The sequence below is a fragment of the Enterococcus pallens ATCC BAA-351 genome, from assembly GCF_000407485.1.
GTDB lineage: Bacteria > Bacillota > Bacilli > Lactobacillales > Enterococcaceae > Enterococcus_A > Enterococcus_A pallens.
On sequence record NZ_ASWD01000001.1, the window covers coordinates 904,874 to 916,944 of the forward strand.

The window sequence follows — 12,071 nt, forward strand, 5'->3', positions numbered from 1 at the left end:
GGAGACGTTAAATGGCGAAAAAGATGAAGTTAGACTCGCTTTTGACGGCGAACAAGAAGAATAAGGGCATTGAGAAGATGTCCGAGTACTCTAATCAAGAACAAACCGAAAAAACAGCCACCAAACCAAGGCCTAGTTCCAAGGATCTGCTAGCCAATGCACCGATTAAGAAGGCTGCCAGCAGCAAACAAGAAAACACAATCGACCATAGTCATTTTGTTGAGACTCAAGCACGACCAGTTGCACCAGCACCTTCTGTCTCAGCAGAAGAGGAAGTTGGAAAACGTGGGCGCAAGCGACAATATTATGATCCACGGTTAAAGGCACTTGAAATGCAAAAAATCTCTGCTCGCACGAAGATTCGGATTCAAAATCTGATCAATGCGAAATTTGATGGGTATACACCGGATAAAATGTTTGATTGGTTGTATGAATACTACATTGAGAAAGAATTGTCCAAAGACGACCGAGATTTCTTGAATCATGTGGAAGAAACGGCCATGGAAGAGTATAAAGAGAAACCTAAATATCAGAAATTATTCGCTGAATTAGAAAACGATGAGAAAAAGAACTAAAAAAAGTAAACTCCAATCATCTTTAAAAGATGATTTGTGGTTTACTTTTTTTTTAGATAACTATGATTAAAGTTTACTTTTTTATAGGCAGCATTTCAAATTACGGTTTACTTTTTTTAAGTTGTGGATAAACCAAAGCTGTGGATATCTTCGAGACAAAGCGACTGTTCATAAAGAGTTTATCCACACTTTTCAAACGTTTGTTCCTAAGGCTTCTTTCATTGAAGTTTACCTTTTTTAAGATTTTAACTTTGTTTGAAGTTTACTCAAATAAAGTTAACTACCAAATAGCGGTAAACTATAATTCACTTCGTAACATTTATAAAAGTTAACCCTAAAAAAAGATGTCAACAAATCGCTTTACAACGCGCTTTTTATCTATTATTCTAATACATGTAAACCACTACGAAAAAAGAGTCTAAAGATTTGGCGATCTTTAAACTCCCAAGGTTTGAGCTAATTTTGGCGAATTAGCATGTCACATATAAATTAAGCAATCGGTTAGAAAAATTGGCGTTTAACTAACCTCTATTTAGTATACTATAAAATCACTCTTTTCTCAATCATTTATAGTGTGACAGCTCTCAAATCCTTAAGAATTTTTTTCGATTAGAAAATTTAAGGAGCGATTGGCATGTCTACCTTTAACGCAATGACTGCAACTAATTTACCCAATGGGAACTATTTGCCTATTGATCTAAATCTCATCAATAATCCTAAATATCAAGATTTATCGATTGAAGCAATGATGCTGCATGCTTTATATACTATGCGCATGACCTGCAGTATCCACAATAGTCGACAAGACGGCAGCTGGCTGGATGAAAAACAGCTTCCTTACATCTATTTTTCCAATGATGAAGCAGCAGCTTTATTGAAGGTCTCAGAACGAAAGATCACAACCTTGAGAAACCGCCTGGCAGAGCTGGATTTAATCAAGGTGCTTCGTCATGGCTTAAAAAACTACCGGATTTATGTAGCAAACCCAGAAGCACCTGCAGAAGGAACTGTGGTTAAACTGTCTTTTAAAAATTATACCTCCAATAAAAAGATGACTGAACCTGCTAAAGTACTAACAGTAGATGATACGATGCCCAAAGACGCAAAATCTGCGGCTCCGAGAACGCAAAATTTACCGACAAGTACACAAAAACAGCAAGTAAATAAAAACACAAATACAACAAATGCAACACAACTGGGGCCCGCTGCGCAAAATTATCCACAAGTGGATAAAGAGTCTGCGCTGATTGCCGGATTGCAATCGCGTTATGCACAGTTGATTCCGCATTTAGTTTTCCAACGCTTTTTACCTTTCTGTGATGGAAAGTATGCTAAAGCAAAATGGTTTGTGGATACTATTTTTAAGGCAAAATATGTCAGCAATCAGCAATTCTTACAAGCTGGCTTACCAGCAGAAGCAGAAGTATTAACTTTTGAGGAAAATGAGTATTACCGTAATGGTTTAGCAGATGCAGTAGCAAAAGCGATTGAGCAAATGTATCGCTACAACAAAGTTCGAAATCCCGAAGCGTTTTTCTTTGCCTTTATGCGTGGATACTTTACCGAGAAAACTCGCCAGTATTTACTGGATCACTATGAATTGACTCCAGAGCTTGAAAACACGCTTTTAGGCGTAAAACGTGTTTTTAGTAAAGAAAAATTTAATAAAAATCAGCAAAATACGCTAAAAATACCAATTAATGGCGCGTAATACCGTCAAGCTCTGCTATAATGTAGCAGAGTCTATTCAAAATGGGCTACTTCGACGTATGAATGGGACGTTTATAACCAAATCAACTAGTAGAATAATGCGCAGCAACAGTTTTGAGCATATATTCTGTGGTGGCTTTTAAGTTATTACAAAGGATAAAAACTAGTTGAAGCAGGCGAAGATTAATGTTTTTTAATGAACGAATCTTCTGTTTGCGTGGGGACATTCATTCTATATTGAACGTTTTTAGCATGTTTCGTGGAGAAATCCTTTCGCGTCAACGAGAGGCCGGCCACTAAATTGAGAAACGTTTATTCTTAAAAGTAGAAAAGGAGGTTTCGGAAAGTGAGAAACAACTGGCGCGGCCGTTGGAGTTCTCCTCCCAGGACAAAGGTCAAGGGAATTCGAAAACAAAAATATCATGAATAAATTTACAGGAACCTCATTTGCCTATAGCGGCGGACTAGGACTGGTTGTCGGAATTGTTGCTGCATTGTTTATGGGAATAGTGGAGCTGGGAAACCACTTGCTGTGGCAAATCATTCCTCGCGCCTTAGGAAATCCGTTTATTTATCCGTTGCTGATTTGTACCTTGGGCGGCGTGATTATTGGTTTTTTCATTGAACATGTGGGCAAGTATCCTAAACTGCTATCAGAAACAATGACGGAATCGCAGGAAATAGGACGGTTGGAGTATAAGGATGGGCAATTACTTTTTAACGTGTTAGGAGCGATGCTCGTATTGCTTTTTGGAGCGAGTGTCAGTCCAGAGGCAGGAGTGATGATCATTGTAGGCGGCATCGTTACATTTTTATGCGACCGTCTAAAAATCGGTGTGCCCCAACGTAAGGACTTACTGGAGTTTGCTTCAGGAACGGTCTTGGGCGTTTTGTTCACCGCACCACTTTTTGGCGTAGGCAGTGTGTTGGAGCAGGATAATCTGCGAAATATTACAGAGAGTAAGTTGAAACGATACGTATTATTTATTTTTGCTACGTTTACAGGTTTTATTGGGTATCTGATCACTTACAGTTTTTTCCCTAATCAGGAACAAGTTTTTGCTATTCAGCGTATGAGTACAGATTTTTCTTGGCAGGGGCTCTTATTAGTTCTTCCGACGATCGTTATCGGTGCTTTTTTTGGGAAATTATTTTTATGGATGCAAGACCAGGCTCATATGGTTAACCAGCGGATTAAACGTCCAATGCCGTTAACTATTACAGCAGGTATTCTTTTAGGTATTTTCGGATTGTTTTCACCGTACTTCTTATTTTCAGGGGAACACAATCTGCTGTCTTTCACTCGTCAATCGGAAAATATGAGCCTATTGGTGATTTTACTTATCGCTTTTGGCAAGATATTCATCACAATGGTTTGTCTAGCCTGCAATTGGCGTGGCGGAACTATCTTTCCGATGATTTTTGCAAGCATAGCAGCAGCTATGGCGCTGATCAAAGTTTTCCCATTTTCAGCCGGCTTGCTGGTGGCGGTGTTCACGGCCAGTGCCTGTGCAGTAATTTTGAAACGCCCTTTTGCAACGGCTTGTCTCTTTTTATTTCTATTTCCCGTTCAGCTGTTCTTATGGATCTGGCTGGCAGGTTTTTTAGGCAACCTGTTGATAGAAAAGCTCCCTATCGGTGTGCCGGCTAAAAAGTCGACTGCAGCTAAGGATATTAAGGCGCCGACAAAAGTTTCTCCTTCTGAGGAGTTGCGATCTCGCCGTAATCGTCGTAAATAAAAAGCTGTCATAAAGTGTAAAATACACTTTATGACAGCTTTTTTGCACCCTAACTCATAGTGAAGGTGCAAAGCCTTTCTTATACTAAAAAAGAAGAATCATTGGAATTTTTCCATGGTTTCACATGAAACACTTAGTTCCACTTTAATAAAGGAAAAAACCAAGTACACCAGCTAGTATTAGTAGGGAAATCGGACTAATTTTTTTCTTTCGCAGCAACAAGAAGAAGACCAAGAATAATGCAACCGCCACGAAATTGAGACTGTTGACTTCAAACCAGTTCAAGGTTCCACTGAAGGCCAAGGTGATCATGGATAAACTGGCTGCCGCGATTAATCCGACAGTGGCAGATTTTAATCCGGAGAAAACCAACTGTAAAGTAGGATTTTCTTTGTTCTTAGTGAACAACCGCTCTAAAAAGAGGGCGATTATACAGCCGGAAATCACACAGGCTACGGTAGCCAACAGAGCACCCACTAGTCCGGCAACTCGTAAGCCTACAAAGGTAGCGCTGTTGACTGCTAGTGGTCCAGGAGTCATTTGAGAAATGGTGACAATGTCACTAAATTCCTGTAGAGAGAGCCATTGCTGTTCTTGAACAATTTCGGCTTGAATCAAGGGGAGAGTGGCATATCCGCCACCGATACTTAATAAACCAATTTGAAAAAAGCTGATGAATATCTCTAAATATAGTTTCATTTTTTACCTCCTTTAGCTTGAATGAATAAAATCAAAATTGTTCCAAGCAAAATCCAAAGAGGATGTATATTGAAAAAGGCATTAGCGATAAAGGCGATAAAAGGCAAAATCATTAGTAATAATTTTTTCTCCCGCCTTAGTGCCAAATACATATCAATCACCAAATCAACAATGATTGCAGCCACGGCGGCTTCCATTCCCTGCAGCACGGCCCGGATGATTGGATTGTTTTGAAAGGCAGTATACGCAAGGGAAATTAGCGACAAAATGATAAATGACGGTAAAATTGCAGCCAGGCCACTAACAAAAGCACCTTTATAGCCGCGAGCTTTTTTTCCCACAAGAACAGAGAGATTTACTGCGATTGCACCCGGAGAAGACTGGGCGATTGTCGCCAAATCCAGCAGTTCATCTTTCGTGATGTCACCATGAGAAACAAAGTATTTTTCCATCATAGGAATTGTCACATAGCCGCCGCCAAAGGTAAACGTACTAATAAAGAAATTATAGCCAAAAAGTCGTAAGTAAGATGAAGACACAAAAAAACCTCCTTAAAGACAGTATACGAGACAAATAATCATAAGTGAAATACAATATATTTATCAAATCAATAAGAAAATACTTATAAGGAGGGGTTTAATGAATATTCGCCAATTGGAGTTGTTTATGACTGTTGCTGAGGTTGAAAATATGACTGAAGCGGCAGAGCGGACTTATATTTCTCAGCCGGCAGTTAGTCAAACGATTCAAGAGCTGGAAAAGGAAATTGGTGTTCGGTTATTTGATCGACCGGGACGTTCCATTCAGCTGAATCCGGCAGGCAAGGCTTTTTTTCAGCGTGTGAAGCATTTTTTGCAGGAATATCAGGAATTAGAGGATTTTGCTGTCTATTTGGAAACGCAGGCGCCCATGAAGCTAGGCGCCAATTTGACCATTGCCAATTTTTGGCTGCCTCAGTTGGTCACGCCGTTTCTACGTGAGGGGCATCAGGTAACTATCCAGGTGGATACAGCTGAACGCATTTTGACAGCCTTGCGTAATCAGGAGTTGGATATGGCATTGCTGGAGGGCAGTATTGCGGAAAAAGAGTTGATCGTCGAGCCTTTTGATCGCTATGAGTTAGTGGTAGTGGTGGCAGCAGAGCATGAGCTAGCTAATCAAGAAACCTTGACAGTGGAGGAATTTCTAAAGTATCCGCTGTTTTTGCGGGAGCAGGGTAGTGCCATTCGAGCAACCTTGGACAGCTGGTTGCAGCTGCACCAAAAACAGGCGGTTCCAACTATGACTAGTATCAATTCGCCGGCATTATTAGCTATGACTGCTACAGGGACAGGTATTACCTTTTTGCCAAAGCAACTGATCCAGCAGTCCATTTATCGGGATCAGGTTCACTGTCTGTCCTTTGAAGGCCAGCAGTTGTCCAATCAAATTCAGCTGGTGTATCAACCGCAGCATATCTTTACAGAAACGATGCAGGCTTTTCGCAATCTTATTTTCCAGCAAGGAGGAATAGATCATGGATAATCTTACTAGTGAACTGTTAAGTGGATTGATGCCGTTGTTTCAGCTGATTGTCTTTATCCTAAACATGATTTCGATTTTTATTATTTTGTGGGGCGTGTTTACTGCTAGTGTCGATTTTTTTAAAAATTTAGCTAAAAAGCGGAACGATCAGGTCGCTTTGGCCTTAGAAAATAATTTTATCAAAGCCTATTTAGGCAGCTATATTTTATTGAGTTTAGAAATCTTGATTATTGCAGATATCATCGAATCAATTATCAATCCGACCTTTCAGGATATTATTAAATTAGCGTTGATCGTAATTATTCGTACGGTGATTTCTTATTTTCTGCATCGGGAAATTGATGAAAGTCCGATGCAAACGGAGACCAAAAAACGTATGCAGTCAAAATAAGGAAATCCTCATTTTTCTTGAAAACGGTTTGACCCGGAAAAGACAGACTGCTACTCTAGGAATAGAGACAAGGGATTGTTTCAGCGAATAAAAGAAAAGAAGGTATGTACAATGATGAATGAAATGAAGATTCGTGCGTATTTGGAAAAAGAGAATCTAGACGCTTTTTTCATTGCTAAAAGAGTCAATGTTCGTTTTACCAGCGGGTGGACGGGAGATGATTCGTTTATTCTGTTAACCAAGGATGAGCAGTTTTTCCTTACGGATCCACGTTACACCGAGCAAGCAGACATCGAAGTGCCTGACTACGAAATTATTAATTGGCGGTTGCCGGGTAAAACTGTGGGAGATACCGTGGCCCGTCTAGCTGAAGAAAAGAAAATCAAAACAATTGCCTTTGAAGCAGATTACTTAACCTACGATATGTACACTGACTTTAACGAAAAAACATCAGCGGAATTCATTCAAGCTGGCGGTGTCATTGATAAAATGCGGGCTATCAAATCGCCGCAGGAAATTCAGTACATGCGCAATGCTTGCGAAATTTCCTGCCGTGCTTTCAACCGAATTTTGGACGACATCAAAGTAGGCGTAACGGAGAAGGAATTGGCAGCTAAGCTTTCTTTGTATATGGTGCAAGAAGGTGCTGATACGCAACCGTATGGAAATATTTTGATTTCGGGAGCTAATACTTCGCTGCTGCACGGCATTCCTTCGAAAAAAGCAGTAGAATACGGCGATTTCGTTTTAATGGATTTTGGTTGTCAGTACAATGGCTACATGTCTGACATGACTCGTACGGTCGTGGTAGGCAAAGCTTCAGACAAACAACGAGAAGTTTACGAATATGAAAAACAAAGCTTGGAAGCAGCGGAGGCGGTAATGAAAAATGGAGCGGCCGTTCGTGATATCTACCAAGCTTCGTTGAAACCACTGGAAGGAACCGAATATCCGCAATATACGTATCGCAATATTGGTCATAGTATCGGTTTGTTTGTACATGAATTGCCATATATCGATGAGCAGTATGACGACGTACTGGAAACGGGAATGGTGATGACCATTGAGCCAGGCATTTACATTCCTGATTGGGGTGGGGTTCGAATCGAGGACCAAGTGTTGATCACTGATGAAGGCTATGAAAATATGATCAGTATTTCCCATGATTTGATTGAATTGTAAGAGGAAAATAAGCTATACTAAGACAACGACAGCTATAGCTGTCGTTGTTTTTCTGTAAGACTTACAGAATGTATAGATTTATTAGAATGGGTATCATTGTACAACAAGATTAATGATGTACAGCTTCACAAACTAGCTTTATCGATAATATGTGAATATTGAGAGGAATAGGATAAACAGGTTATCCCAATATTACTCTTGCTAACGTGATTGACAAAGATTACCATAGCAAATTTGCTATAGAACAGAGTACCTAATCGGTGCTGTAAAGTTTAAGCAGTTAAAATAAAGGAGGTCCGGCGGATGAACGAACGGGAGTGTTTTGATTTTGTCTATGATATTGGTGAAACAATGCTGAAAAATGGCGCAGAGATTGTTCGAATTGAGAGCACGATCCGTCATGTCGCCGATGCGCTGGATCTGCAGGAATTTGACAGCTTTGTATTGATTAATGGAATTTTTATGACGGCTCGATTAAAGGATCAAACCGTTCAGGCTCGAGTGAGGGATATTCCCATCTCACCGATCAATTTGGGACGGATTGAAGAAATTAATACCTTGTCGCGGCGAATTGTGGAAAAGAAATATACACCAGAAGAGGCCAAGGAACGTTTGGCGGTGATTAAGCAGGAGCATTTTGCTTCAAGTGGATTGAAATTCTTCGCGTATGCTTTTGGCAGTGCCAGCTTCTGCTATATTTTTGGTGGAACTTTTTGGGATGCTGCGGGGGCCTTTGTTTTAGGATTTTTATTGGCTTTTTACAGTTTTTTTATTGCTCCAAAATTTAATATGTCACAAATTATTTGGAACATTACCTGCAGTATTTGGGTCAGCACTTTGGCTTGTCTTTTTGTTCATTTTTTTCCGGTGCTGCAGCTGACCAGTTTAGTGACTGGCGGCATTATTTCTCTTTTGCCCGGGGTAGCGGTGGTTAATGGAATTCGCTACTTGTTTAATGAGGACTATAGTTCTGGCTGGGGGCAGATGATCTATGCCTTAATTACAGCATTGTGTGTTTCGGTAGGTGTTGGGTTGGTATTAACCGTGTTTAATTGGCTATAGGAGATGATGAGATGACAAGTATGCTATTACAAGTTTTGGCAGGTTTTTTAGGGACCATTTCTTTCGCCATTCTATTTGAAGCACCAAAAAAATACTATTTGCTGTGCGGGATCATCGGGGCCTTAGGTTGGTTCATCTATTTATTGATCATGAAATTTTGGGAGGCACCAGTGACTGCAACGTTTATTGCGTCGTTAGCTTTGATTGTTTTATCTCGGGAGGCTTCTTTTGCATTAAGGGCACCCGTAACCATTTTTCTAATTTGTGGTATTTTCTGTTTAGTTCCTGGGATGGGGGTCTATAATTTTACTTACAACTTTTTTATCGGCGATTCGATTAAGGCTGCTCAGATTGGGGTCCAGGTGCTGAAAATTGCCATCGCTATCTCAATTGGCATCACGGTAGGGTATGAATTGTCTCCCAAGTGTTTTTTTTCTTATCGTCGGCGTCAAAAGTCTCTTGATAAAATATGAGGGGCTATACCTGAAACAATAAATTTTGGAGATCGTGCATCTGATGCGTGATCTCTTTTTTTTGTTACAAACCATTCATGCGAGTAGGTGTATAGACACCCTTTCATTTATATGAAATTTTAAAGGGGATTATTTGGTTTTTCTTCACGATTGATAAAAAATACACAAGCTTTCTTTGCTAGAAGTAATATAAGATTGCGATTAGAATACTTTTGTTATTAAAAAGCTTTTCTAATCATATTATAATATAAAAGGAGCAGGATTTTTATAAGTGAATTTTCAGTAGTTCTGTATGCAGGATTCTTCGTATTTGTCGAGCTTTTTTATGAGTTAGCTAAAAAAAGGGGAGGTTTTTAGAGGAATTTGAAAAGAATTGTTTAAATTGACAAAAAATTGTAGTAAACTTGTGTAAGCGGAAGCAAATAGAAAAAAACAACTTTTTTGCTAAAAAGACTTGAATTCGATCGTGTTTTATGGTTATTTTAACCTATGGTAAGTGAATGGTTGAATAAGCACATTTTTGATTTTACTAAAGTTGCCTGTTTTTAACAGGTTTTTATTCGCGTCCAAATACAGATTTTAAACAGCCTTCTTGCTGTTTTTAATAAAAACAATCTATCAAGGGAGTGAAGGATTTTGAAAGAACGTCGCGTGGAAAGAGTAATCGAAAAAATGAAGGAACAAGGGTATGGACAACTGTTAGTTTCTGACCCGGCAACTATTTTCTATCTTACCGGTCGTTGGATTCATCCAGGTGAAAGATTATTGGTATTGGTCATTACTCCAGAAAACAAAAACACATTGGTCATTAACAAGCTATTCCCAATCGAAGAAGATTTGGGTGTTGAAAAAGTCTTTATTGATGATACGGACGATGCTGTAAAGAAAGTTTTGGACTATGTAAATACTGACGAAAAAATTGGGGTAGACAAAAACTGGCCTGCTCATTTCTTATTACGTCTATTAGAGCTAGTACCAGATGCTAAACTAGGCAATGGTTCTGAAGTGACTGACGCAGTTCGGGCAATCAAAGATGAAGAAGAAAAACAATTGTTGCGAGATGCACAAGCAGACAATGAAATTGCAGTTGATCGTTTGAAAAAATTATTACCGCAAGAGTTAACTGAAGCAGAAATGGCAGACAAATTGGCTGAGATTTACAAAGAACTTGGCAACAGCGGCTTCTCCTTTGATCCAATTGTAGGCTACGGTGCCAATGCAGCCGATCCTCACCATGAAACAGATGATTCTAAAGTGAAACCTGGCGACAGTGTCATTTTAGACATCGGCGGAATCAAAAATTCTTATGCTTCTGACTTAACTCGGACGTTCTTCTACAAAGAAGTTTCTGATAAGGGTCGTGAAGTGTATGAAATCGTAAAAGAAGCGAACCAACGTGCGATTGATTTGGTAAAACCAGGTGTGAAATTCTCAGATATTGATGCAGCCGCTCGTGATTACATCACTGAAAAAGGCTACGGCGAGTACTTCACACACCGTTTGGGACATTTTATTGGTATCGAATGTCACGAAGCAGGTGATGTGTCAGGTGCTAACGATAATGTCGCTGAGGTGGGGAATGTTTTCTCTATTGAACCAGGAATTTATATTCCAGGCGAAGTAGGCGTACGGATTGAAGATTTAGTTATCGTTACTGAAGATGGTTGTGAAAACTTGAACCACTATCCAAAAGATCTAGAAATTATCGGATAGACTGTTTGTTCTTCTATCCGTCAGCAGCGGATAGAAGAACCTTCATTGTGATAAAGAAGGATCGAGAAACGTCAGACTCACTGATTAAACTAGGAGGATGAAGATGAAAGTTGAAGAAGGCTACATGCCCTATTTAGGTCACAAAACGTATTACCGCATTGTTGGAGAACAAAAAAATGGGAAAAAACCATTGATTTTGATGCATGGCGGACCAGGCTCCACTCACAATTATTTTGAAGTATTGGATGAAATGGCAGTCGAAGGCCGTCAATTGATTATGTACGATCAATTAGGTTGCGGAAAATCAGCAGTCCCGTCAGACCCATCTTTATGGACAAAAGAAACTTGGGTAAATGAACTAATTGCCTTAAGGGAACATTTAGGCTTAGAAGAAGTTCATCTGCTAGGGCAATCTTGGGGTGGTATGTTAGAAATTATTTATTTATGTGATTATGCACCTAAAGGAATCAAGAGTATGGTCCTTTCCAGCACACTTTCTTCTGCTAGTCTTTGGGCACAGGAGCAACATCGTATGATCAAATTTATGACCGAAGAGGATCAAGAGGCTATTGCCAAGGCGGAGGCTGAAAGTAAGTATGATGATCCTGCGTATCTAGCAGCCAATGATCGTTTTATGGTGCGCCATGCAGCCGCAGTGCCAACTGAGGATTCGCCAGAACCATTGCGTCGAGAAAAAGTTCCAGGAACAGAAAGCTACGTGACTGCTTGGGGACCAAACGAGTACATGCCGACGGGAACGTTGCAACCGTACGAGTATACCGACAAGTTACCGATGATTGATGTGCCGACTTTGATTACTAGTGGAACCAATGATTTATCGACGCCTCTTGTAGCTAAGACAATGTACGATGCGATTCCTGGAGCAAAATGGGAATTATTTGCCTACAGCCGTCACATGCCATTTGTCGAAGAACGCGAGAAATATATGAATATCTTGGAAGCGTGGTTAGAGGAAAACGACTAAAAACAATTAAATGAAAGA

12 protein-coding genes are annotated in these 12,071 nt (G+C 39.9%); 10 read left to right on the plus strand and 2 right to left on the minus strand.

Annotated elements, in window-relative coordinates:
- The first annotated feature begins 11 nt into the window (after nt 1-11).
- The 3 genes from I588_RS04375 (at nt 12) to I588_RS04385 (ending at nt 4,024) form a co-directional block, all read left to right on the plus strand.
- Complete coding sequence (locus tag I588_RS04375) at nt 12-575, plus strand: hypothetical protein (RefSeq protein WP_010757731.1); 564 nt, start codon at nt 12-14, stop codon at nt 573-575.
- 634 nt (nt 576-1,209) lie between these two features.
- Entirely contained in the window at nt 1,210-2,286 is a 1,077-nt protein-coding gene (locus I588_RS04380) for a replication initiator protein A (RefSeq protein WP_010757732.1), read from the plus strand.
- A 421-nt stretch (nt 2,287-2,707) separates the two neighbouring features.
- Nucleotides 2,708-4,024 (plus strand): chloride channel protein, encoded by a 1,317-nt coding sequence (locus I588_RS04385; protein WP_010757734.1) that lies wholly within the window; start codon nt 2,708-2,710, stop codon nt 4,022-4,024.
- A gap of 144 nt (nt 4,025-4,168) precedes the next feature.
- Here I588_RS04385 and I588_RS04390 read toward each other — a convergent pair whose 3' ends face one another.
- Nucleotides 4,169-4,723 (minus strand): chromate transporter, encoded by a 555-nt coding sequence (locus I588_RS04390; RefSeq protein ID WP_010757735.1) that lies wholly within the window; start codon nt 4,721-4,723, stop codon nt 4,169-4,171.
- Nucleotides 4,720-5,262, minus strand: a complete 543-nt coding sequence (locus tag I588_RS04395) for a chromate transporter (RefSeq protein WP_010757736.1) — start codon at nt 5,260-5,262, stop codon at nt 4,720-4,722. The genes I588_RS04390 and I588_RS04395 overlap by 4 nt, the downstream gene beginning before the upstream one ends.
- Before the next feature lie 100 nt (nt 5,263-5,362).
- Between I588_RS04395 and I588_RS04400 the strand changes: the two genes are divergently transcribed.
- From I588_RS04400 to pepI, 7 genes are all read left to right on the plus strand, one after another.
- Nucleotides 5,363-6,247 carry a LysR family transcriptional regulator gene (locus tag I588_RS04400; RefSeq protein WP_010757737.1) on the plus strand — a complete coding sequence of 295 codons (885 nt, stop codon included), beginning with the start codon at nt 5,363-5,365 and terminating at the stop codon, nt 6,245-6,247.
- On the plus strand, nt 6,240-6,638 hold the full coding sequence (locus tag I588_RS04405; protein ID WP_010757738.1) for a DUF1622 domain-containing protein: 399 nt from the start codon (nt 6,240-6,242) through the stop codon (nt 6,636-6,638). The genes I588_RS04400 and I588_RS04405 overlap by 8 nt, the downstream gene beginning before the upstream one ends.
- A 111-nt stretch (nt 6,639-6,749) precedes the next feature.
- Nucleotides 6,750-7,820, plus strand: coding sequence for a M24 family metallopeptidase (locus tag I588_RS04410; protein ID WP_010757739.1), 1,071 nt, complete (start codon nt 6,750-6,752; stop codon nt 7,818-7,820).
- Nucleotides 7,821-8,123: 303 nt separating this feature from the next.
- On the plus strand, nt 8,124-8,882 hold the full coding sequence (locus I588_RS04415) for a threonine/serine exporter family protein (RefSeq protein ID WP_010757740.1): 759 nt from the start codon (nt 8,124-8,126) through the stop codon (nt 8,880-8,882).
- A gap of 11 nt (nt 8,883-8,893) precedes the next feature.
- The gene (locus I588_RS04420) at nt 8,894-9,355 is read left to right on the plus strand and encodes a threonine/serine exporter family protein (RefSeq protein ID WP_010757741.1); all 462 of its coding nucleotides are present in this window, start codon (nt 8,894-8,896) and stop codon (nt 9,353-9,355) included.
- 636 nt (nt 9,356-9,991) lie between these two features.
- Entirely contained in the window at nt 9,992-11,068 is a 1,077-nt protein-coding gene (locus tag I588_RS04425) for a M24 family metallopeptidase (protein WP_010757742.1), read from the plus strand.
- Between the two features lie 103 nt (nt 11,069-11,171).
- Nucleotides 11,172-12,053 (plus strand): proline iminopeptidase, encoded by an 882-nt coding sequence (gene pepI / locus I588_RS04430; protein ID WP_010757743.1) that lies wholly within the window; start codon nt 11,172-11,174, stop codon nt 12,051-12,053.
- Nucleotides 12,054-12,071: the final 18 nt, after the last annotated feature.

Bases quoted from the DNA above. Each gene is read 5' to 3' on its own strand.
- I588_RS04400 (WP_010757737.1), top strand. From the start codon at position 5,363: ATGAATATTCGCCAATTGGAGTTGTTTATGACTGTTGCTGAGGTTGAA.
- I588_RS04405 (WP_010757738.1), top strand. From the start codon at position 6,240: ATGGATAATCTTACTAGTGAACTGTTAAGTGGATTGATGCCGTTGTTT.
- I588_RS04420 (WP_010757741.1), top strand. From the start codon at position 8,894: ATGACAAGTATGCTATTACAAGTTTTGGCAGGTTTTTTAGGGACCATT.
- I588_RS04390 (WP_010757735.1), bottom strand. From the start codon at position 4,723: ATGAAACTATATTTAGAGATATTCATCAGCTTTTTTCAAATTGGTTTA.
- I588_RS04385 (WP_010757734.1), top strand. From the start codon at position 2,708: ATGAATAAATTTACAGGAACCTCATTTGCCTATAGCGGCGGACTAGGA.
- I588_RS04375 (WP_010757731.1), top strand. From the start codon at position 12: ATGGCGAAAAAGATGAAGTTAGACTCGCTTTTGACGGCGAACAAGAAG.
- pepI (WP_010757743.1), top strand. From the start codon at position 11,172: ATGAAAGTTGAAGAAGGCTACATGCCCTATTTAGGTCACAAAACGTAT.
- I588_RS04415 (WP_010757740.1), top strand. From the start codon at position 8,124: ATGAACGAACGGGAGTGTTTTGATTTTGTCTATGATATTGGTGAAACA.
- I588_RS04380 (WP_010757732.1), top strand. From the start codon at position 1,210: ATGTCTACCTTTAACGCAATGACTGCAACTAATTTACCCAATGGGAAC.
- I588_RS04410 (WP_010757739.1), top strand. From the start codon at position 6,750: ATGATGAATGAAATGAAGATTCGTGCGTATTTGGAAAAAGAGAATCTA.